The organism is Arthrobacter sp. CAN_A212 (genome assembly GCF_015752345.1).
In the GTDB taxonomy this organism is placed as follows: domain Bacteria; phylum Actinomycetota; class Actinomycetes; order Actinomycetales; family Micrococcaceae; genus Arthrobacter_D.
The window spans coordinates 41431-64017 of the sequence record NZ_JADOUT010000015.1; the positions used below are offsets into that span (position 1 = coordinate 41431).

General features: G+C 62.7%; 18 protein-coding genes. 10 read left to right on the forward strand and 8 right to left on the reverse strand.

Going from position 1 to position 22587, the window contains the following annotated elements; all coding sequences use genetic code 11:
• Nucleotides 1-1681 precede the first annotated feature (1681 nt).
• The 5 genes from trxA to IWX64_RS12060 form a co-directional block, all read right to left on the reverse strand.
• Nucleotides 1682-2005 (reverse strand): thioredoxin, encoded by a 324-nt coding sequence (gene trxA / locus IWX64_RS12040; protein WP_196867365.1) that lies wholly within the window; start codon nucleotides 2003-2005, stop codon nucleotides 1682-1684.
• A gap of 25 nt (nucleotides 2006-2030) precedes the next feature.
• Entirely contained in the window at nucleotides 2031-3071 is a 1041-nt protein-coding gene (gene trxB / locus IWX64_RS12045) for a thioredoxin-disulfide reductase (protein WP_196867366.1), read from the reverse strand.
• 133 nt (nucleotides 3072-3204) lie between these two features.
• Nucleotides 3205-4743 (reverse strand): ABC transporter substrate-binding protein, encoded by a 1539-nt coding sequence (locus IWX64_RS12050; protein ID WP_196867367.1) that lies wholly within the window; start codon nucleotides 4741-4743, stop codon nucleotides 3205-3207.
• Nucleotides 4744-4888: 145 nt separating this feature from the next.
• Nucleotides 4889-6619, reverse strand: a complete 1731-nt coding sequence (murJ, locus tag IWX64_RS12055; protein WP_334683271.1) for a murein biosynthesis integral membrane protein MurJ — start codon at nucleotides 6617-6619, stop codon at nucleotides 4889-4891.
• Between the two features lie 169 nt (nucleotides 6620-6788).
• The gene (locus IWX64_RS12060; RefSeq protein WP_171584857.1) at nucleotides 6789-7319 is read right to left on the reverse strand and encodes an NUDIX hydrolase; all 531 of its coding nucleotides are present in this window, start codon (nucleotides 7317-7319) and stop codon (nucleotides 6789-6791) included.
• 149 nt (nucleotides 7320-7468) lie between these two features.
• On the opposite strand from IWX64_RS12060, the gene IWX64_RS12065 reads away from it, so the two are divergent.
• Complete coding sequence (locus tag IWX64_RS12065) at nucleotides 7469-8908, forward strand: CCA tRNA nucleotidyltransferase (RefSeq protein WP_196867369.1); 1440 nt, start codon at nucleotides 7469-7471, stop codon at nucleotides 8906-8908.
• Nucleotides 8905-9552: a histidine phosphatase family protein gene (locus IWX64_RS12070; protein ID WP_196867370.1), complete on the forward strand. Its 648-nt coding sequence runs from the start codon at nucleotides 8905-8907 to the stop codon at nucleotides 9550-9552. The genes IWX64_RS12065 and IWX64_RS12070 overlap by 4 nt, the downstream gene beginning before the upstream one ends.
• 13 nt (nucleotides 9553-9565) lie before the next feature.
• Here IWX64_RS12070 and IWX64_RS12075 read toward each other — a convergent pair whose 3' ends face one another.
• Complete coding sequence (locus tag IWX64_RS12075) at nucleotides 9566-10720, reverse strand: DUF418 domain-containing protein (RefSeq protein ID WP_196867371.1); 1155 nt, start codon at nucleotides 10718-10720, stop codon at nucleotides 9566-9568.
• Between the two features lie 505 nt (nucleotides 10721-11225).
• Between IWX64_RS12075 and IWX64_RS12080 the strand changes: the two genes are divergently transcribed.
• The 4 genes from IWX64_RS12080 (at nucleotide 11226) to IWX64_RS12095 (ending at nucleotide 15659) form a co-directional block, all read left to right on the forward strand.
• On the forward strand, nucleotides 11226-11540 hold the full coding sequence (locus IWX64_RS12080) for a hypothetical protein (RefSeq protein ID WP_196867372.1): 315 nt from the start codon (nucleotides 11226-11228) through the stop codon (nucleotides 11538-11540).
• Nucleotides 11541-11813: 273 nt separating this feature from the next.
• Nucleotides 11814-13073 carry a D-inositol-3-phosphate glycosyltransferase gene (mshA, locus tag IWX64_RS12085; protein ID WP_196867373.1) on the forward strand — a complete coding sequence of 420 codons (1260 nt, stop codon included), beginning with the start codon at nucleotides 11814-11816 and terminating at the stop codon, nucleotides 13071-13073.
• A gap of 29 nt (nucleotides 13074-13102) precedes the next feature.
• Nucleotides 13103-13867, forward strand: coding sequence for a phosphatase (locus IWX64_RS12090; RefSeq protein ID WP_196867374.1), 765 nt, complete (start codon nucleotides 13103-13105; stop codon nucleotides 13865-13867).
• Between the two features lie 100 nt (nucleotides 13868-13967).
• Nucleotides 13968-15659: a formate--tetrahydrofolate ligase gene (locus IWX64_RS12095; protein ID WP_196867375.1), complete on the forward strand. Its 1692-nt coding sequence runs from the start codon at nucleotides 13968-13970 to the stop codon at nucleotides 15657-15659.
• On the opposite strand, the gene IWX64_RS12100 is transcribed toward IWX64_RS12095, so the two are convergent.
• Together IWX64_RS12100 and IWX64_RS12105 are read right to left on the reverse strand one after the other, a co-directional pair.
• Nucleotides 15656-16756 (reverse strand): IS630 family transposase, encoded by a 1101-nt coding sequence (locus tag IWX64_RS12100; protein ID WP_196867376.1) that lies wholly within the window; start codon nucleotides 16754-16756, stop codon nucleotides 15656-15658. The genes IWX64_RS12095 and IWX64_RS12100 overlap by 4 nt on opposite strands.
• A gap of 215 nt (nucleotides 16757-16971) precedes the next feature.
• A complete protein-coding gene (locus tag IWX64_RS12105; RefSeq protein ID WP_196867377.1) occupies nucleotides 16972-18057 on the reverse strand; it encodes an inositol-3-phosphate synthase in 1086 nt (361 codons plus the stop codon).
• Nucleotides 18058-18234: 177 nt separating this feature from the next.
• Between IWX64_RS12105 and IWX64_RS12110 the strand changes: the two genes are divergently transcribed.
• The 4 genes from IWX64_RS12110 to IWX64_RS12125 all read left to right on the forward strand — a co-directional run bounded on the left by IWX64_RS12110 (nucleotide 18235) and on the right by IWX64_RS12125 (nucleotide 22537).
• Nucleotides 18235-19680, forward strand: a complete 1446-nt coding sequence (locus IWX64_RS12110) for a glycosyltransferase family 87 protein (protein ID WP_196867378.1) — start codon at nucleotides 18235-18237, stop codon at nucleotides 19678-19680.
• On the forward strand, nucleotides 19677-20765 hold the full coding sequence (locus tag IWX64_RS12115; protein WP_196867379.1) for a lipid II:glycine glycyltransferase FemX: 1089 nt from the start codon (nucleotides 19677-19679) through the stop codon (nucleotides 20763-20765). Before IWX64_RS12110 ends, IWX64_RS12115 begins: the two co-directional genes overlap by 4 nt.
• Nucleotides 20758-22227, forward strand: a complete 1470-nt coding sequence (locus IWX64_RS12120; RefSeq protein WP_196867380.1) for a phytoene desaturase family protein — start codon at nucleotides 20758-20760, stop codon at nucleotides 22225-22227. The genes IWX64_RS12115 and IWX64_RS12120 overlap by 8 nt, the downstream gene beginning before the upstream one ends.
• 130 nt (nucleotides 22228-22357) lie before the next feature.
• The gene (locus tag IWX64_RS12125; protein ID WP_196867381.1) at nucleotides 22358-22537 is read left to right on the forward strand and encodes a CsbD family protein; all 180 of its coding nucleotides are present in this window, start codon (nucleotides 22358-22360) and stop codon (nucleotides 22535-22537) included.
• Nucleotides 22538-22587: the final 50 nt, after the last annotated feature.

Consider the following 22587-nt stretch of genomic DNA (forward strand, 5'->3'; position numbering starts at 1 on the left):
AGGCGGTTCCCTTGGTCTGCTGACAGAGTGATAGCCGGCTCTAAGGCGTCCCGATTCTCGCGATTCCAGAGGTTATCAGTCCGATAGGTCGTTCATGAGAAGTGCTTCAGGCGATATCTCAGCGTACTGGCCCAAGATTGGCGTTTTTTACGTGAGAAAATCGAGCCCGAGTCCGGTACGTCGTCTGGCGGGACGAGGTGACGCCTGTCGTTCCAGCGTAGTGGTCCTATATCGGTGCGTTTCACGTGAAACAAAGAGTCCTAGTTCGCACGTAGCTTCATCTGCCGTAATGACATTTGGCGTTTCTATATGTTGGCCCCCTGCGGATTTGTCTCACGTGACACGCGGGCAAGTTCTCTAGGTCAAAACTTCCAGAATGTCTGGAAAGCGGCCCGGACCGACCCGGATCCCATCTAGCTGTGTTTCACGTGAAACGGAGCGGCACCAGCTCACTTAAGATGAGCAGGTCCTAGTCAGCCTGATTCGCAGAAATGGGAATATTGGGTTGAGGGTAGCATCAACTGTTTCGAAGCTCGAGGCGTTGCCGCCGTAGAACCTGTCGTGAGGGCCGCGACGGGCGGGCCGGAACCCCTTCAAGATCGAAGCTATGGTTTCACGTGAAACCATAGTGCACTGGAGGCGCCGCTTGTATGGCTAATGAGACCTACTGTGAATCTAGCGTCCCCTGCGGCTAGATCACCAGCGACATTAGTTAGGTACCCTCGCCTTACCGGACAAATGGAACGTGCTTGAGCCAGCATTCTTATCACCTGGGTGGACCATCATGCTTGATGATTCCTTTCGGTACCCGGTCTCCCGCGGGAGCCTTCGGAAGTTTCGACTAGGGACCGTCCCCCTTAGCCAGCTGTGGGATGGTCCTGTGTCACGTGAAACGGACCCGTCTGATCGCCCATCGTTGATACATTGGGTGAGGAATGAAGGCCGGGGAACGGCAGATGACGCAATCTATGAAGACACATCGCCCTGCCTCCGATTACTACCCTACCGGTGACACCGGGCTCCGCTGTGGTCCCCAAGCGTTCGGACAGCCTCGAGCCTCAATCAGGGATACCCGCCGCTCCGTCCGAGTCACTATTCACGGTCCTTTTCATAGGTCGCATTCGGACCTACAAGATTCAGGGTTAGTTTCATGACCGACTAAGGTGCTGCTGTCCGATTGCTCTTGGAGCCACCATACTGAAGCATACAAAGCTATCCGTGTACTAGAAGCAACTCTGATCCTGGGACTTGATCTGATCCTGTCCAATATGCTCGTGATTATCGATGGACGCCATAGGAACAATCCCGGTGTGTGAAATGGCTGGCCTACATGGCTTCGCCACCCGTGTTTCACGTGAAACCGATGTAGACCTGTGGATTGGGAGTTTCGATCGATGGTGTGGGTGACGATGTCTGCGTCTGCGAGCTCGTACCCGGTTAGCGCCCGCCAGGAGTCTGGACCGGAGCTCGGTGGTGGTGGGATGAATCCAGAGTTGGGCCGTGGCTTATCGGGAGTCCAGGGGTTGGGTGGCCACGGGATATGGGGGGCTTCTTGCCCGCGCTGCACGAAGGTTGACCATTCCTGGTAACGGAGTCCCGCTCTACGGCGCCCGCTTTAAGCGAAAGGAGCCGCCACCCCTCGCGGTGTGACGGCTCCTTTGAATCTGGCCCAGAAGGTGCCCTATTTGATAAAGGCTTCGAATTCTTGCTCGAGAACAGCCTTGGGCTTGGCGCCGATTGATTGCGCGGCTACCACGCCATCCTTGAAGACATAGACCGCCGGAATGGAGGTGATTCCATATTTGGCAGCGGTTGCCGGGTTGTCATCAACGTTCAGTTTCACAACGTCAACCTTTTCCGCGTGTTCTCCAGCAATTTCGTCGAGAATAGGCGAAAGTTTGCGGCAGGGACCACACCATTCAGCCCAGAAATCCACCAACACGGGCTTGGTTGACTTCAGGACGTCGGCTTCAAACGATGCATCAGTTACTTCTCTGGCGGTCATAGTTCTTCTCCTTGGGTGTTGCCGGTCAGGCGGGGTCTTCGGATACGTGCTCAGCAGGTGGGGTGGGCACTTCGGCAGCGGTGTCGACCGAGTCACCAAGATCAGCAAGGTAATGCTCCACATCGATGGCGGCCACGCAGCCGGACCCTGACGCGGTTATTGCCTGACGGTAGGTCGGGTCGATGACATCTCCGGCCGCGAATACGCCTGGGATGGATGTCTTCGCCGTACGTCCCTGAACGGCAATGGTGCCTTCCGACGTGAGGTCCAAAAGGTCCTTGACCAGATCCACCCGAGGGTCGTTGCCAATGGCAACAAATACTCCGGTGACAGGCAGCTGTTGGCTGGAGTCGTCAACGGTGCTGGCGAGCCGGAGCCCTGTGACCTTAGAGTCTCCGTCAATCCCTACTACCTCGGAGTTCCAGATGAACCGGATCTTCTCGTGGCTCAGGGCACGGTCCTGCATGATCTTGGAAGCTCGGAGGGTATCGCGACGGTGAACAACAGTCACCGAGCGGGCAAACTTGGTGAGGAAGAGAGCTTCCTCCATCGCTGAGTCCCCACCGCCGATCACCGCAATATCCTGGTCCTTGAAGAAGAACCCGTCGCACGTGGCGCACCAACTTACGCCATGGCCGGATAGCCGCTTTTCATCTTCCAGGCCCAACTCGCGGTACTCGGAACCGGTTGAGACGATGATGGAACGGGCGAGATAGGTCTCTCCGGTGCCGATCGTGACCTGCTTGACGTTGCCGGATAAGTCGAGTTTAGTCACGTCCTCAAAAAGAATTTCCGTACCAAAACGAACAGCCTGTTTTTCGAACTGCTCCATCAGGTCAGGACCCATGACCCCCTCAGGGAACCCTGGATAATTCTCTACATCGGTGGTGTTCATCAATTCACCGCCGGCCTTCACCGAACTGGCAATCATCAATGGGGCCAGATTGGCCCTGGCGGTGTAGACCGCAGCGGTATAGCCTGCTGGGCCAGAGCCGACGATGATGACGTCGTGAATCTTCTGTGTGTCGCTGCTGGTAGTTCCGGACACGCCGGTATGAGTACTCACGGGTTAAATGAACCTTCCTTTGTTGACACCACCACGGAAGCCGGGGGCTCGACGAGGCGGTTATTGATAAGAACCGCCTCAAGGACCAGCTTATTCCGTTACGGGTCCGCTTCGGTCAACTCAGGAGGAAGGGTCAGGAAGCGCTGATCTCAGCGATGCGTACGCCCCAGGGGAAGACCGCCTGCACATTCGTCAGGCGCGGCAACTGGGTGAGGTTGACGATGATGTACTGGGCTGTGGCTGGTTCGCCATCGGCTCCGGGAGGAACCGGTATGTTGATGGTGGGTCCAGTGAATGAGCTTTGGGCAATCTGGTCAGCGCCCTCGAGCGTTGGTTCGTCATTCAAAAGCACGGTGAAACTACCGCCAGACCCGTTCAGCTGTTCAATTTGGATCTGATTGATCGTGGATTCCTCTTCGAGTTCGACAACCAGCGCCATGTTCTGCGCCAGGCCACCGAATGTCTCGTTAGCGAAGACAAGACTGCCCCAGAAACTTCCGGGGTTGCCGTCAATGATCTGCGGGAGGTCCGCATCGCTTTCCGCGTTCAGCTCTGCGTTATCGGGGACCAGACGGGTCACAGCCGTGGGTACTGGGGCGACCGGTTCAACAGTTGGTTCGGCGGTCTCCTCACTTTCCTCGGTGGGGGTCGCAGTTCCCTCTTCGGTTGGCTCTTCCTCTGCCTGCGTGGTGCTGGTCCCAGGACCTGCCGCCGGATCAGTGCCAAAGTTGCCGGTTAGCTGGTTGGCAGCCAGAGCCACCACCGTAACCAGAATGATGGCCAACACCACACCCACCAGTACTCGGGTGTACTTGGGATTGTTCCCGCGATCGTCGTCGTCATCGTCAAGGTCGTCGTTGTTGTCTCCGGAGCCCGAGCCCGCGCCGGCCGTGGCCGCCGCTGCCGGGAAGTGGGATGCAGAACGGCCCGGGGCTTCGCTTGCCACGTCATCATCGGACTCGTAGTCGCCGTCTTCCCACAGTGAAACCTTTGGCTGACCCTGACCTGTCGCCCTGCCCGGATCGGTAACCTGGGGCGCCGACGAGGGAGGAGGTGGCACCTTAGGCCCGGAAGAGGGCGGGGTGGATTGCGGCTGTCCCGCATCGCTTGCGCCTGCAACCGCTGCGCCCCCTGCTACAGCCGTAGCGTCTGTGGCTGCCGAATTCCTGCCGAACTTGGGGAGACGGGCTTTCGGAAGGCGGGATTTACGGGGGGCACGGGGTTCTTCGTCGTCGTACAGGTAATCGTCGTCGTCGTCGTACGTTTCAGGCTCGGTGGACCGGGGACCCCCGAAGATCTCGGACCCGAGAGTGTCAGTGAAGAACGGTTCAATGAATGGTTCGTCCTCACTGGGGGCGGCCTCGTCCTGCGGCACCACCAGATCCAGGAGGTCGGCTGCTGCCGCCCGGTTGGTTACAAGGTAGGTGCTCTCGTCCGTAACGCCGAGGTCCAGGACCTGGATGTTGCCCGCGCGTTCACCGGTGGCCACTTCCCGCGCTGTGGCTGCGATCTGGTCCGCGTTGGAAGGCGAAGCCACCAGGATGCTGACGGGCCGGTTCAGGACCTGGTCCATGCCGTCCAGCACCAGATCCCGGTCAGCAGAAGCCAGTACGTAGGCGGTGACCTTGTAGCGGCCTCCCAATACTGAACCGACGTCTACTGGTTGTGGCACGTGTTCCTCCCGCGGAATGGCTGGATTATAGGCGCTGGTCAGGATCTCCCGGCCGGCACGACGATGAAGTGCTGATGATTCCTCCCAATGCTACCGGTCAGCACCGTTGATACCCCGGTAATCCGCGGGTACGCCGGGGCTGGGTTCATTGGGTACGGCGAAACCTGGCCAGCAGTGGACCCAGGAAGTCCTTCAATTCCTCGATGTGAAGCACCTTGAGCATGAGCAGGTAGATTGCGGCCATGAGGGTCCCGCAGACGGCGAGAACGATCAACGCGGCTGGCGCTGACTGCCAGACGAACCCGTCCAGCTCGTAGCCGCCAAAGAGCCACAACCCAGCCGACCCCCCGGCGGCAGCGACGATTCCGGCAAGAGTCAGCCGCACGTGGATGTCATAGACGTGCCCGGCACCGTAGGAGCCGATCTTGCGGACGAGGAACATGTGACTGACGACGACGGCAATCACGTTGCCCAGGGTGAAGCTCGCAGCCAGGGCGGGAACGATGTACTCGGGTGACAACGTTCCGGAAAGGAGGGCCAGCCCGACGCCGACGACGGAGAGAATGAGCTGGATGCGCAGCGGCGTGACCGCGTCCTCGGCTGCATAGAACACGCGGTTCAGGAAGAAATTGGCGCTCAGGAACGGTGCGCCAATCGCGAGTAGGGAGATCAGCAGCGCATTCAGGGCACCGTCCGGGCGGATCCCGCCCGAGAACAGCATGCCCAGGGGTATCGCCAGAGCCAGGAGCACTGAGGCACCGAAGACGGTTGCCACCCCCATGATGCGCAGACCGCGGGAGAGGGTTTCCTTGATCAGGGCGAGGTCGTTGTTGCTGTGGGCGGCTGCCAGCTGGTTGAACATGACGGTGGCGATCGACAGGGCGATCACCGAGTGCGGCAGGACGTAGACGAGGGTGCCTATGTCCAGGTTGAACGGGCCGGCGATCTGCTGGGGTGGAACGCGGGCCAGGTAGTCCGGGCGGGCCTCGGCAGCGATCGATGCCACCCGGATGTTGACCAGGTACAGTCCGTTGCCCACCAGCATGGTGATGATGGTGATGGAGGCCAGCTTGCCGGTACGGCCCAGCCCCACTCCACGCCAGCCGAAGGTAGGTTTCAGGCCGAGGCCAAGTTTCTTCAGGGGCCAGAACAGGACTAGCGCCTGGATGACGATGCCCAGGGTGGTTCCACCCGCCAGCAGCAGCGTCTGGGAGGACGTCCACGACTCAGGGGTGTGGGTGCTTTCCAGCTGGGAGCCCATCAGCACGATAAACGCCACCAAGGCGGCAATCGAGACGATGTTATTTGCGACCGGGGCCCACATGTACGGGCCGAAGGACCCGTTGGCGTTTAGGACCTGACCGATGATTGCGTACAGTCCGTAAAAGAAGATCTGGGGGAGACACCAGTAGGCAAAGACGGTTGTCAGCGCGAGTCGCTCACCGGAAAAGTCAGTGACCAGGTTGGCGATCAGTGGCGCCGCCAGCGTCACCAACACCGTCAGGACCAACAGCACAATGAACGCGAGGGTGATCAGACGACTGATGAAGTCGGCTCCACGATCCGGGTTGCTGGTGGCCCTGATGATCTGCGGCACCAGGACGGCGTTGAAGACGCCGCCAGCCACCATCAGATAGATAAAGTTCGGGAGGCCGTTGGCGATCGAAAACGCGTCAACCACCCCACCGGAGGCCCCGAGCGCCGTCGCGAGCAAAGCCACCCGGACAAGGCCGAGCACCCGCGATACCAGGGTGCCCGCAGCCATGATCGCGCTGGAGCGCGCCGTGGTGTCCGGGGCGCCGACGGGTGCGGGACGGTCAGCGGTGTCTGAGGCCCGTGTTGCAGGGTCGGCGGGTTGCTCCGTGCGGCTGGGCAAGATCCCAGAATCCTGGACGGGAAGGGAGGCTGTATTTGAGTCCGACATCGTTGTCTATAGTCTCACCACTGAGACGGTGTAGATAATTGCGGCGTCACTCACCGCCGTGGCGAATTCCCGTTGTTGCCAACCGTAGTCACCCCGGCTGCGGTGACCGTTGAGGCTTCGGTCAGAGGTAGTCCGGCAGGACTTCCCGGGCGAGGTCAGCGATACGGCGCTCATTGGGGAAGGAAAGCTTCTTGCCCAGGTCGGCCAGCGGTACCCAGGCAACGTCTACTGCCTCATGATCGGGGTCGTTCTCGATGGTCAGCCTGCCACCCGTGGCAACGAGGAGGTAATGGTGGACGGTCTTGTGGACGCGATGGCCGCTGACCGTAAACCAGTAGTCGATGCTTCCGAGGGCCTTGAGGATCCGGCCCTGGATGCCGGTTTCCTCTTCGATTTCCCGAACCGCTGCCTCCGAGTTGTTCTCCCTGCCCTCGGGATGTCCCTTGGGGAGGCACCATTCAAGGCGACCCCCTCGGTTCAGCCGGGCGATGATCGCGACGTTCAGGTGCTCGTCGGAGGTGTCAACCACGATTCCGCCCGCAGAAACCTCCTCGACGGTGGGGAGAGACTGGTGGACCTGTGGCGCGCCAGCACTGCCCATTGACACTGTCAACGGGGTCCGCTTTGGTGCGCTCGGAACAGGACGGTCCATGCAGTCCACTCTAACGATCTTTCCCTCCGGCCGATGACGATCCACGGCCACTGCCCTCCTTTTGGGCCCGTTCCCGCGTGTCGTCACTGCTGGTCACCCCAGATCCCCATAGTGGAATTTTCCGTGTCATCTGGCACCCTTAAAGCACTATGGTGCACCTGCTGGACAACTCAACCCTTACCGCCCCCCTCCCACCGGTCGTTACCGAATTGGGACAGCTGTTTGCCGCCGCGGGACATGAACTGTCGCTGGTCGGCGGCCCGGTACGCGACCTCTTCCTGGGCAGGACTTCCCCGGACCTCGATTTCACTTCCAATGCCACCCCGGACCAGACGCTGGACGTGATTCGTCGGTGGGCGGATTCGTACTGGGAGATTGGCCGGGACTTCGGCACCATCGGGCTCCGCAAGGGCGGCTTCATGATCGAGGTGACCACGTACCGGGCGGAGGCCTACGACCCTGCCTCACGCAAGCCGGTAGTGGCCTTCGGCGACACCCTTGAGGATGACCTGCTCCGCCGGGATTTCACGATCAACGCCATGGCGCTGCGCTTGCCTTCGCTGGAACTCGTCGATCCGTATGGCGGTGTCAGGGACCTACGGGCGGGGGTGTTGCGCACACCCGGGGCGCCGTCGTCGTCGTTCTCGGATGACCCGCTTCGGATGATGCGGGCCGCACGCTTCGCATCCCAGCTGGGTATCACCGTTTCCAGCGAGGTCTCCGACGCCATGGCGGCAATGGCCAGCCGGATCACCATTATTTCTGCTGAACGGGTACGGGACGAGCTGACGAAGCTCATTATTGGTGACGCGCCGCAGCGAGGCATCGACCTGATGGTGGAGACCGGCCTGGCGGACTTTGTGCTGCCGGAGGTGTCGGCGTTGCGGCTGGAAATCGATGAGCACCACCGGCACAAGGATGTCTATCAACATTCCCTGACCGTGCTGGAGCAGGCCTGCCGGCTCGAAACCGGGGCGGAAGGGCCGGTCCCCGGCCCGGACTTTGTGCTGCGCTTCGCGGCGCTTATGCACGACGTCGGCAAGCCCGCCACCCGCAAATTTGAGCCGTCCGGGGCGGTGAGTTTTCGGCACCACGACATGGTGGGATCGAAGCTCACCGCGAAGCGGATGAAGGCACTGCGGTTCGACAATGATTCAATCAAGGCGGTTTCACGGCTGGTGGAGTTGCATATGCGGTTCTACGGCTATGGGGAAGCCGGGTGGTCGGACTCCGCGGTCCGCCGATACGTCAACGACGCGGGAAGCCTGCTGGAGCGCCTACATCGGTTGACCCGTTCTGACGTCACCACCCGCAACCAGCGCAAGGCGGAACGCCTGGCCTTCGCCTACGATGATCTTGAGGCCCGGATCGCAGCTCTTGCCGAACAGGAAGGGCTGGAATCTATCCGGCCTGACCTGGACGGGGCGCAGATTATGGAGCTGCTGGAAATCACACCTGGACCCGTGGTGGGCAGGGCCTACCGGTTCCTTTTGGAGGAACGAATGGAACACGGCCCGCAGTCGCCTCACGAAGCGGAGATGAAGCTTCGCGCCTGGTGGGAAACGCAGCCCGAGTCGGTGACCCCATGAGCCTGTCCGGCGCTGCCTCACCCGACCTGACGCCAGCCGGCACTCCGCTGCCGCACCTGTGGTTACTCCGGCACGGCGAGACCGAGTGGTCGAGGGACGGAAACTACACCGGACTCACCGACCTCCCGTTGACTGCCAACGGGGAACGACAGGCCGTGGAGTCGGCCCGGCACCTCGCAGGAATTCAGTTTGACGCCGTGTTTTCATCCCCGTTGCAGCGGGCGGTGCGGACCGCGCACCTGGCGGGCTACAACAATCCCCAGATCCTGCCCTATGCGCACGAATGGGATTACGGCGACAACGAGGGCCGCAGCAGCTCCCTGGTCCGCGCTGAGAACCCCGGATACCTGATCTGGAACGACGGGGTGCCCAACGGTGAAAGCCTTGCCCAGGTAGCCGGTCGAGCCGACCGGGTGGTCTCCCTGGTGCAGGCCGGCTGCGGCACGCCCGCCGATCAGGACCCTTCGGCGTCACCGGCACGTAACGTGTTGCTGGTTGCCCACGGGCACTTCCTGCGGGTGGTCGCCGCGCGCTGGCTGGAGATGAGTCCAGCCGAAGGGCGCAGGTTTGTGCTGGGCACCGCAGCGGTCTGCGCGCTCGGCTGGGACAAACGGACGCCCGCGATCGTGCACTGGAATCTTTGACGACCCAAATCAGTTACCCGGCGGGCTTCCGGTGCCGCCGTCCATAGGTGACACTGCGCAGCAGCGCCTCCAGAGGGCCAGCGTTGAACCTCGACAGCCAGAGCCTACTCAGGACCATCTGGGCAGCGAACAGGGCGACGACGACCCCCAGCACCGATGCGGGCGGGAGGGCGTTGGTCAGGCCCAGTCCGAGCCCGGTGAAGAGCAACGCCAGGACGAGCGACTGCCCGACATAGTTTGTCAGCGCCATGCGACCCGTGGGAGCGAGCATTTTGAGGACAGTCCCGCCAAGCCGTGAGCGGAACAACAGCAGGACCAGGCATACATAGCCGGCGGTTTGTAGAGGAGCAGTGAGGGTGGTCAGCCCGGTTGCAAGCACTGAGAAGCGGTCCCGGTCCGCGTAGTACAGCAGGTAGGCCTGGCTTCCCGCCGCGAGCAAGCCAATGGGGAGGCAGATGATCGCGGTGCGGCGGAGCACTGAGCTCTCCACGCGCCGCTCCAGCACACCGCCGCGTGCGGCGGCCATGCCCAGCAGGAACATCGAGAGGGCAAGCGGGCCCTGGAAGAAGAGCACCGACGGCAGGACCACCAGGTAGCTCTCAAGGTTCGCTGCCACCGCCGCGCCTGGCCCAGCGGTCAAGGCTGCCACGTCAGGTGCGGGTAGCACGCCCTCCTCAAGCGGGGCATTGACGGCGGCAACAATAACTCCGACCACGATGAGCAGGGTCCCCATGGCCGCGGTGATACCCACCGCGGCGAGGACTGCGGCACGCTGGCCAATGCTCCGGAGTCCAAGCAGGATCAGCCCGATGACAGCGTAGGTGAGCAGTATGTCGCCGAAGTACAGCAGCATCCCGTGCGCGAGGCCGAGGATCGCGAGGCCGGTCAGCCGACGCAGCGTGCGGGGTACCGGGGATACGTTCGCCCGGTAAGCGGCCCGCTCCTGGAGGTGGAAGCTGTAGCCGAAGAGGAACGAAAACAGGATGTAGAACTTCCCCTCGAACAACGTCGTCGCAACGAAGCGTACTCCGACATCCGTCGCCGAGGAGTGATCGGGACTGATCCTGCCGGAGAAGGTCCACGGGTCAGCGAAGAACCAGATATTTACGGCAAGGATGCCGAGAAGGGCAAACGCACGAAGCCCATCAAGCTCACGAAGCCGCTCCACGACCGCTTCCCCATTCCACAGTTCCCGTTGCCTGCAGTCGCAGGTTTACTCAGCGTAACCCGTTGTGTTGGGGAGCCGCTGAAGTGGGAAAGACCGACGGGAAGTTCGGCACCAGGCAAATTTTTTATTATTCGTGGCCGAAAAGGCTAGCCGGTAGTGCGCAGCGTGGGGTAGCTTTGGGATGTGCCATTGGGAGTTCTCAATCCGATCAGCAGATTTGCTGGTCGTTTGATGAATTCGGGCACTGTTTCTATTGGCGCACTACACGAAAGGGAGGTGGGAACTGTGAATAACAAACTACGCCGAACATTTACCGCGTACACCAGTCCGGCCTCCGTCGTTGCTGCGCACTAACTAGCTGCCGACTTCCCGCCCCCGAATTTTTCGGGGCGTTTCTTCTGGCGCCACCCTTTGCTCAGGCGACTTCCGCCTCCAAGCGTGCGCCCTTTTGCGCGCCGTCCTCGTCAGAGGACTCTTCCGTGACCCCTCAAACCCAGGAGATCCTGTGCCTACCTTGTTGCCCATCACCTCACCCGTCTTGCCGGGCCCTCGAAGCCCCCAGACCGTCGACACCCGTCGACATGGCGAATTCATCATGGCCGGCAGCCTTACCTCCACTGATGATCCGGAGCAGGAGGCGCTCGCCACGCCAGCAACCGTGATGCCCAACTATGCCCACCGGGAGGAGGTGCAGATCATGTTGAAGAAGCTCAGGGACAGTGTTTCCCTGTGGAAGCGAATACCCACCGCGCCTCCCGACTCGGCCAGGGAATCAATTTCCCGTTTTGTCCTACCGCAGCACACCATGCACATCAAGTAACTGGTTCATCCACGCTGCTGAAGGATGGTTTCCTGGCTTTTCAACGACCGCGAAGGAGGACCTGATGCACGTCATTAGTCCCACCGAGAGTGAAGCCCGCGCTTCCCAGCGCGGGCTTCGCGCCTTTAACCGGAGAATGACAATTCGGGACAGCGGGCCGTACCCGGAATGTGCAGCCAGTACGGCGCGTTATATGGTCAATAGCGGCGGCTACCTGTCCGCCGATGCAAGCGCCCTGCAGCTCCAGGGGGCAACCAGGCGAGAGGAGACCTCATGCCGCCAGTGAAACGCGTCGCAATGCTGTCTCTGCACACCTCCCCGCTGGATCAACCAGGGGCAGGTGACGCCGGTGGGATGAACGTGTACGTCAGGTCCCTGGCCCTTGAACTCGCCCGCGTCGGCATTGACGTCGAGATTTTCACCCGCGCGGCCGCCGAAGGCCAGCCACACTCCGAGGAATTGGCTCCCGGAGTCATGGTCAGGCACCTTCGGGCTGGCCCCCAGCGCAAAGTGCCCAAGGAACAGTTGCCGGGCCTCTCTGAATCGTTCACCGACGCTATCGCTGAGGTCACCGATCTCCTGGCTGACGGTCACTTCGATGTAATCCACTCCCACTACTGGGTGTCCGGGAGCGTAGGCCTGAAAGTCGGAGCCAGCCTGAACCTTCCGCTGGTCCATTCAATGCACACCATGGCGCGGGTCAAGAATATTCGGCTGCACTCCGGTGGTACACCCGAGCCGGACGTTCGGGTGCTCGGGGAACAGGCAATCGTCGACGGCGCATCCCGGCTCATTGCCAATACCACCACCGAGGCCGCCGAACTCGAGTCCCTGTACGGCGCCGTCCCCGAAAGGGTGGACATCGTCGCCCCCGGCGTGGACCTGGAAACCTTCAATCCCGATTCCCGGCAAGAGTCCCGGGCCAGCCTGAACTTCCCACCCGAGGCGTTCCATGTGGTTTTCGCCGGACGGATCCAGAAATTGAAGGGTCCCCAGGTGTTGGTCGCCGCGGCCGCCGACCTGGCAGCCCGCCGCCCGGACATCCCCCTGCAGCTGAGCATTCTTGGCTCCGGTAGCGGCGCGGAGGCATTGCGGTTGCAGCCTCTCATCGACGACGCCGGCCTGCAGGGCCGGGTCCAGCTCTACCCGCCGGTGCAGGCCAACCAGCTGGCGCACTGGTTCCGCGCAGCAGACCTCGTGGCCATGCCGTCCTTCAGCGAGTCCTTCGGTCTGGTGGCGCTCGAGGCTCAGGCATGCGGCACCCCGGTACTCGCCGCAAATGTCGGTGGGCTACCCCAGGCCATCAGCGACGGACGCACCGGTATCCTGGTGAACGGGCATACGCCGGAGCTCTGGTCGGCAGCATTGGAGTCCATGTACGACGACGCCGGCACCCGCGCGTCGCTGGGCCGGGGCGCGGCCATCCACGCGCTGGCCTTTGGTTGGCAGCGCACGGCCCTCCTAACCGCGCAAAGCTACCGCACCGCCGTCGAACGCTTCCAGGAAGCCGCAGCCCGCCGACCTACCCGGTGACGCCCGCAGGCCTCACCTAGGATGGAAGCGTGAACTCCACCGAACTGGCCGCCTACCTCGACTCTGTCCTGATCACCGGAGCGGTCACCACCGACCGCCGGGATAACCTCCGCCACATGCAGCTGTTTCTTGAGGGCAGCGAGCACCTGGGGTTCGGGGTCCGCACCACGCGCGAGTGGACCGTTGATGAGGTGTTCGACCTGATGCACGAACGGGTGGGCATCAACCCTGACCGTTCCCACCTGTCGGGGCAGGACACGATCGACTCGGCCAAGTGTGTCGCCGCCCTGGATCGATTTGCCGCGGTCTTCGGTGCGGCGGTCGCGGCGGGACAGCGGATCCTCTTCGCCACCGGCCACCCCGCGGGCCTCCTTCCGGTCCACGCTGCCCTGGCCGCCGCGGCGCGCGCGGCGGGCGCCACAGTCGTTGAGGTGCCCGAGGGACAACACTTCAAGGCAGGCGACATCCGACAGCTCTTCGGGGTGCTGGTCTGGCACCAGCACGGTTCGCTGATGCACACCCACTCCCCGGATCCCATGCAGCTCAGCTTCGAGTTGCTGGCAGCGACAGGGGAGCCTGCCCCCGACCTGGTGGTGGCCGACCACGGCTGGGCGGGATTCGCTGCCAGCGCTGGCGTCCCTGCCCTGGGCTTCGCCGACTGCAACGACCCCGGCCTGTTCGTTTCGGAGGCGGAGGGTCAGCTGGCCGTTGCCGTCCCCCTCGACGACAACGTGTGTCCCGGACTCTATGAACCGATGATCCAGTACCTGTTGGAGCGGGCCGGGCTCCGCTGAGCACGGGTGGACCGCTGGTAGATTTGACGCTGTACCCCGACCCCCCGGGTACACGCCGGACCCCCATCCCCGCGCCACGAGCCCAGAGGATACGTCGACAATGAAGTCTTTGCCCACGCCAGCGAGTGACCTGGACATCGCCCGCAATGCTGCCATCCAACCCATCGACGACATTGCCGCCGGAGCAGGTATCCCAGCGGAAGCACTTGTCCACTACGGGCGGTACAAGGCCAAGATCGACACCCACAAATTGCGAACTATCCCGGGGAAGGAACCGGGCAAGGTCGTGTTGGTCAGTGCCATGAGCCCTACCCCGGCCGGTGAGGGAAAATCGACCTGCACCGTAGGTCTGGCGGATTCCCTGGCGCGATCCGGACGCAGCGTGATGATTGCCCTGCGAGAGCCATCGCTCGGACCGATTCTTGGGATGAAGGGTGGTGCGACGGGCGGCGGGTACTCCCAGGTACTGCCGATGGAGGACATCAACCTGCACTTCACCGGCGATTTCCATGCGGTGACCTCAGCGAACAACGCCCTCATGGCGTTGGTGGACAATCACATCTACCAGGGCAACCAGCTGAACATTGACCCCCGCCGGATCACTTTCAAACGTGTCCTGGACATGAATGACCGGGCGCTGCGGGAGGTGGTGATCGGGCTGGGTGGGCCGACCCAGGGCACCCCCCGCCAGGATGGGTTCGACATCACCGTTGCCTCCGAGATTATGGCTGTCTTCTGCCTGGCCTCGGATCTGGCGGACCTGAAGAAACGGCTGGCGCGGATCACCTTCGGGTACACCTTCGACCGTCAGCCCGTCACCGTGGGAGACCTCGGTGTGGAAGGAGCGCTCACCCTGCTGCTCCGCGACGCGATCAAGCCCAACCTGGTGCAGAGCATCGCCGGGACCCCGGCCCTGGTGCACGGAGGCCCCTTCGCCAACATCGCGCACGGCTGCAACTCGGTGATCGCTACCACCACGGCCCGGCAGTTGGCGGACATCGTGGTCACCGAGGCTGGCTTCGGCGCAGACCTTGGCGCCGAGAAGTTCATGGATATCAAGGCGCGCTACGCCGACGTCGCGCCCGCCGCCGTCGTTATTGTCGCCACCATCCGGGCCCTGAAAATGCACGGTGGCGTAGCGAAGGCCGACCTGCGGGAACCGGACGCCGCGGCCCTTGAATCGGGGGTCGCGAACCTGCGACGCCATGTGCACAACGTGGAAAAGTTTGGCATCACACCGGTGGTGGCGATCAACCGGTTCACCACCGACACCGAGGATGAGCTTCAGTGGCTGCTGTCCTGGTGCGCGGGCGAGGGGATCGAAGCGGCCGTCGCCGACGTCTGGGGAGCCGGTGGCGGCGGGTCAGGTGGGGACGAGCTGGCAGCAAAGGTCCTCACCGCATTGGACCGACCCCAGGACTTCCATCACCTGTACCCGCTGGAGCTCCCGGTCGAGGACAAGATCCGCACGATCGTCCAGGAGATCTACGGTGCAGACGGCGTCGATTTCTCCGTCCCGGCGCTCCGTCGGCTCGCCGAGATCGAAGCCAACGGCTGGGGACACCTACCGGTCTGCATGGCGAAGACCCAATACTCCTTCTCCGATGACCCCACGGTCCTCGGAGCGCCCAAGGGGTTCACCGTGCATGTCCGCGACCTCATCACCAAGACCGGGGCCGGTTTCATCGTCGCGCTGACCGGCACGGTAATGACCATGCCGGGACTCCCCAAGGATCCCGCGGCGATGCGCATGGACGTGGACGACGACGGCGGCGCTGCGGGGCTGTTCTAGTGGTCTGTCCCAGTTTTGGTTGATGTTTGGAGTGCGACGCGGCCTCGGGCTACTTTTTCGAGGATGCTTTCAGCGGTTGCGGTCCAGATCAGTGGTTTGGGGGCGTTGTTATGGGCGGCGAGATAGCTTTCGATCGCGGCGATCAGCTCGGGTACGCAGTGAAAGGTTCCGCGCCGTAGTGCTTTCTCGGTGAGTTCGCGAAACCAGCGCTCGACCAGGTTCAGCCAGGATGATGAGGTGGGGGTGAAGTGCAGGTGGAACCGGGGGTGTTTGGCCAGCCAGGTCTTGATGTTGGCGTGTTTGTGGGTGGCATAGTTATCGAGAATCAGGTGCACATCCAGTGCCGTCGGCACTTCGCTGTCGATCTTTTTGAGGAAGGTCAGGAACTCGTTGTGCCGGTGTTTGGGTAGGCAGGACCCGATGACCGTACCGGTGGCCACGTCCAAGGCGGCGAACAGGGTCGTGACCCCGTTGCGCTTGTAGTCGTGAGTCATCGTTTCTGCCCGGCCCTTCTTCATCGGCAGCGACGGCTGCGTCCGGTCCAGTGCCTGGATGGAGGATTTCTCGTCCATACACAAAACAATCGCCTGCTCCGGCGGATTCATATACAACCCGACCACATCGATGAGTTTCTCCTCGAACTGCGGATCGTTGGAGAGCTTGAACGTCTCGACCAAGTGGGGTTTGAGTCCCCGGGCGGCCCAGATCCGCTGCACCTGTGCCGGGGAGATCCCGCTGACCTCAGCCATCGTGCGCACCGACCAATGCGTGTGCCCCTCCGGTGTCGAATTCCTCGTCAGATCAACGATCTCATCGATCTTCGACTGCGGAATCGAGGGTTTCCGGCCCCGCCCGGAACGCACTTTACCCAGCTTTGCCAGACCTTCCTCAGCGAACCTTGCCCGCCAGGCAGCCGCCGTCCCCGGCGCCACCCCGACCGTCCGGGCAATCCACTCATTGGCCAACCCGTCACCGGCAAGCAGCAGCACCTGCGCCCGCTGCACCTCACGATGCGACGCCGTCCCGGACTTCGAAAGCACCTCCAACGCAGCACGCTGACCATCGGACATCACCAGAGCCGGAACAGGGTTCCTCATAAACCCAAGAATACCCACCAAACACTAACTATTTTGGAGACACACCACTAGCAGCGGTCCACGGCGTTTCCCCCGGTGTGGATGAACCTGTGGATAGCGCATCCGTTAAATCACGGACGCGTCCGCGGCGGTGCTGGAAAGGCGCCCGGTGAGGGCGGTTTCAAGCACTACCGCAGACGCGTCCCGCTGCAAAGCTGCGGTGGCGTGCTGCCGGTCTAGCGGTCGAGCTCCCCGCGGATGAAGGCTTCAACCTTCTCGTGGGCGATATCGTCGGCGAACTGCTCCGGCGGGGACTTCATGAAGTAGCTGGACGCTGAGAGCAGCGGTCCACCGATTCCACGGTCCAGGGCGATCTTCGCCGCGCGGATCGCATCGATGATGACGCCAGCGGAGTTCGGTGAGTCCCACACCTCGAGCTTGTACTCGAGGGAGACAGGCGCGTCACCGAAGTTGCGGCCTTCCAGGCGCACGAAGGCCCATTTCCGGTCATCAAGCCAGGCGACGTAGTCGGACGGGCCGATATGCACGTTGCGCTCACCGAGGTCGGCCTGCACATTGGATGTCACTGCCTGTGTCTTTGACACCTTCTTGGACTCCAACCGGTCGCGCTCCAACATGTTCTTGAAGTCCATGTTGCCGCCGACGTTCAGCTGGTAGGTGCGGTCCAGGGTGACCCCGCGGTCTTCGAACAGCTTCGCCATCACACGGTGCGTGATGGTCGCCCCGATCTGGCTCTTGATGTCGTCTCCGACAATCGGCACCCCGGCGGCAGTGAACTTGTCTGCCCACTCCTTGGTTCCGGCGATGAAGACGGGGAGTGCGTTGACGAATGCCACGTTCGCGTCGATCGCGCACTGGGCGTAGAACCGTGCAGCGTCTTCCGACCCGACGGGCAGGTAGCAGACCATGACGTCCACCTGGCTGGCCTTGAGCTCCGCGACGACGTCAACGGGCTCGGCATCTGATTCGACGATGGTTTCGCGGTAGTACTTGCCCAGGCCGTCCAGGGTGTGACCACGCTGCACCTTGATGCCGGTTGAGGGTACATCGGCGATCTTGATGGTGTTGTTCTCACTGGCGCCAATGGCGTCGGCGAGGTCCAGCCCCACCTTCTTGCCATCGACGTCGAAGGCGGCAACAAACTCAACGTCATTGACGTGGTACTTGCCGAACTCCACGTGCATCAGCCCGGGAATCGACGCTGTCGCGTCAGCATCCCGGTAGTAATGAACGCCTTGCACCAGTGACGCCGCACAGTTGCCGACACCAACGATTGCCACCCTAATGGGGTTAGTTCCCACTGTTCTCCTCTTGAAATCACTTCTTTGCCGGCCCGCCGGATTTTTCCCGTAGCGGACCGAACAGCTAATCCAGTCTACTTCTTATTCTCAACACAGATTTTTCCCGAAGCATTCCAGCATCCTGATATATCCGCCAGTTCGGTGTTAAAAGTCCAGGCCGCTGGGTAGGCTTCAGGCATGGGAACCGGTCGGTCCCGGCGTCGGCCGGTACGCATTTCGGTGCCGTCGCGCGCCGACTCGCTGCTGCGGAAGTTCACGGCGCTGATCGGCGGACCCCTTGGCCGGAGAACCAGTCCGGGAGTAATTAATCCCGGACTGTTCAGCGTGGAGCGGGTCCTGGTCCTGCTCACCACAGGGGCGGCCGTCATTGCCGTCCTGTTGAAGAACCCCTGCCGGATCGAGGGATGGTCCAGCCCAGGTCAGTACTACATGGCGTGTCAGTCGCAATGGCCCGAAGCGTTCGACAGTCTGGAAGGCGGGACTTCCTTCCTGCAATTGGGGCATTCGGCCCTCACTGGCGCGTTCGCTGGTGTGACGGCTCACCTGGTGCCGCTGGGTAGCACCCTTTGCTATTACGACTTTCACTCAATCCTGGCAGTGGCAGCATGGCTGCTGATTGTCTACGCGACGGTGCGCATGACCAACCGGCGTCCGTGGGATGCGGCGATGGTGGCAGTTGCACCAGTGATCATCGTGGCCGGATTCCTGGGCTGGGATCTGTGGGCTGCCATGTTCGCCGCACTGGGAATGCTTGCCTTCGCGCGGAGCCGTTTCGCTCAGGCTGGAATTTTTCTGGGGCTGGGGACTGCGGTGGCTGGATACCCGGTGCTGATTTTCGGTGCCGTGGCACTCCTTGCGTGTCGCACCCGCCTGGCCGGGGGGCCCGCCATGACCGGGGTGGTTCTGGCCGCGACCTGGCTGGCAGTCAACCTTCCCTTCGGGCTCCTGGACTCCCGCGCCTGGTCGGCTCACTTCACCAGCCTGTTATCGCGCGACGCTGACTATTCCTCCATCTGGTTTGCCTATACCTCGCTGGCCGCCCGTGCCGATGGGAGGGAACTGGAGGCCAGTTTCACGACGGTGGCGTCCGGGCTGCTGACTGTGCTTTTGTGTGCAGGAGTCGCTGCCCTCACCCTTCGGGTGCAGCGCCGTCCACGGCTGGCGCAGGTGGCGTTCCTGTTGGTGGGTGTTCTCATCCTGGCGGGGAAAGGATACTCCCCACAGCATGCAATCTGGCTGGTGCCTCTGGTCGCACTTGCCTACCCCAAATGGCGCACCTTCCTGCTGTGGCAGTTCCTCGAAGTAGCGCACTGGTGGACCCTCATGATGTACCTCGGTAAAGAGAGCAGCGGAGGTGACGCCCAAAACAACATCGACCTGCCCTACTATTTGCTCTTCACCTTCGCTCATATGCTTGCTACGGCATATATTATGTACCGCGTGATGGAAGGCATGATCGATCCCGCACGGGACCCGGTGCGCCGGCTCGACATCGACGACCCCCAGGGTGGGCTATTCGACCACGCCGCCGACTATCGAAAGCCTGCCCGCAGCCACGCTGCGCCCAACGGCACTCAGGTACGCTTGACCCGTCCCTCCCCAGAACCGAAAGATCACCCGTGACAGCAGCTGCCCTACGCTTTGAGAAACTCTCCACGGAAGGATTCGGGGCCCTGGTGGCAGCGCACCCCACGGTGGTGATCCCCCTTGAGCAGACTCCGCAGTGGGCAGCCTTCGAAGCCAGCCGTGGGCGCGCGCCGCACGGCCTCTGGGCCTATTACGACGACGTTGCCCTGGTGGCTGTCGCCAGTTTCCTGAAGAGCACCAGACGGCTCAGGGACTCTCTGGTGGCTGTCAATGGTCCCGTCTGGTTCACCGAACGCACCCCGCAGGCTGAGGCACGACTCTTGCGAACGGTCCAGGAGCAGTTCCGCGCCGACCCTGAAGTGGCTCCGCTCTACGTCCGTCTGCAGGTGCAACACCTGCAGGATCCAGCGACCGGTCCCCTGGAACACGGCTGGTACGAGCGGGAGATCGTCGTCGACCTGACACCCAGCGAAGCGGATATCTACAAGGCGTTCCGGCCCAATGCCCGTAACAGCATCCGCCGTGCAGAACGGTCCGGCGTGGATGTGCGCAGCATTGACCGTGCCGACTGGTCCACCGTCTTCCGGAACGACTTGTTCCCCATCCTGGAGGAGACGGCGGCGCGGGACGGCTTTGCCAGTTTCGAATCGGCCTACTACGAGGAACTTCTCGATCAGCTCGGTGACCACCTTCGCCTGATGGTGGCCTATCTCGACGGCGAGGCCATCAGCTGGCTCATCACCACCGAGTACCGGGGGTACTCGGTCTACTACTTCGCCGCAAGCACGCAGGCGGCGCGGAAGATCTTCGCTCCCTATCTGCTGCTCTGGCACGCTTTCAAGGAACTGAAGGCGGCCGGAAACCACAGTTGTGGCCTGACCGGGATCGTGAGCGAGAACTACCCGCAGCTCATCAACGTCACCACCTTCAAGCGGAACTTCTCCCGGAACGTGGTCGAGGTTCCCACCACCTACGACGTGCCGCTGAACCCGGTCCGATACCGGGCCATCGCCACCGCCTTCAAAGCGCGGCGCACCCTCCCGGCCAAGGGGCGCTCCGTCCTCGCTGCGGTGAAGACCCGGGCCGGCTCACTGCTGCACCGCCGGACCGGCAGTGACTGACGCCGCGGTCGTTGGCTCAGGACCCAACGGGCTGGCGGCAGCCGTGGTCCTGGCTCGGGCGGGACTAAGCGTCACGCTGTATGAAGCCGCGCCCACCATCGGAGGCGGAGCCCGCACGGAGGAGCTCGCCCCTGACCATCTGCATGACCTGTGTTCCGCCGTTCACCCCATGGCGGTCGCCTCCCCGTTCTTCAGGGAGTTCCAGCTACAGCGCCGCATCGAGTTCGCTGTCCCGGAAATCTCCTACGCCCACCCGCTCGACGGCGGCAGGGCGGGGGTGGCGTTCCGTGGCCTGACCCGGACCGTCGAGGGACTGGGCCAGGACGGTCCCGCCTACCGCCGGCTGATGGAGCCGCTCGTACGCAACATCGAGGGGACCCTCGACGTCGCCCTCAACCACCTGCTCCGGATCCCACGGCACCCGGCCGCAACAGCCCGGTTCGGCCTGGCGGCCCTTGATCAGGGCACCCACCTGTGGAACCGGCGGTTCAGCACCGATGTGGCTGCCGCACTCTTCACCGGAGTGGCAGCCCACCCGGTGGGCACCCTGCCCTCCCTGCCCTCGGCCGGTGCCGGCCTGGCTCTGGGCGCGCTGGCGCACGCGGGGGGCTGGCCCATCCCGCTCGGCGGGTCGCAGTCGATCGCCGATTCGATGGCCCAGGACCTTCTTGCCCACGGCGGGAAAATTGTCACCGATCACACGATTGATTCGCTCTCCGAGCTCAGCGGCGTGCCGACGGTGCTCCTGGATGTCGCCCCGCCGTCACTGATCCGGCTCGCTGCCGGCCGGCTGCCGAGGACGTATGAACGCGCACTCGAGCGGTTCCGGTTCGGCGACGGCGCGTGCAAGGTGTCGTTCATCCTTTCCGCTCCGGTGCCCTGGAGTAACCCTGAAGTGGCCCGCGCCGGAACGGTGCACCTGGGGGGCACCCGAGCCGAGATCGCCGCGTCCGAGGCCAATGTCGCCGCCGGATTCCACCCGGAGAACCCCTACGTTCTGCTGTCCCAGCCGTCCCTGTTCGATCCGTCGAGGGCCCCGGCCGGACGTCATATTCTCTGGACCTACTGCCACGTACCCAGCGGGTCGACCCGGGACATGGCCGAGGCCGTCACGGCGCAGATCGAGCGCTTCGCCCCAGGCTTCAGGGACGTCGTCATCAGCACCTTCACGACGACGGCGGCAGACCTCGCCGCCTCAAACGCGAACTATGTCGGGGGCGACTTTGGCGGTGGGGCGGTGACCCTGGGCCAGATGCTTGCCCGCCCGGTGCTTTCGCCCGCACCGTGGCGGACACCGATGGACGGGGTCTACCTTTGTTCCGCATCGACGCCGCCAGGACCGGGAGTGCACGGCATGGCGGGATACCACGCGGCCCGCCTGGCCCTCCGTGAGGTATTTGGGCTAGCAGCCCCGGCACTGGGTGTGGACACCGGAACGACCACCAGTTTCCCCACCGGATGACCCCTCCGGCGAAGCCGCTAAGAAATAGCCCAACTATCACCGTGAGGTTTTCGGGTCTGGAACGTCTTAGAACTGTAGGCACCTCTCAGGAGCGGGCCTATCACCAGCTATCCCAGAGAGAAGGATGTCCATGAGTTTCATTGACAAGGCAAAGAACAAGGCCGAAGAGCTGACCGGCAAGGCCAAGGAAGCCGTCGGCGACGCCACCGACAACCAGGACCTCAAGCTCGAGGGCCAGGCCGACCAGGCGTCAGCCCACACCAAGCAGGCCGGCGAAAACATCAAGGACGTCTTCAAAGGCGACAAGTAGGCTCTGCTTCTATTTTCTTCGCACTTTAGTGAGCAACCTGGACATCGGTG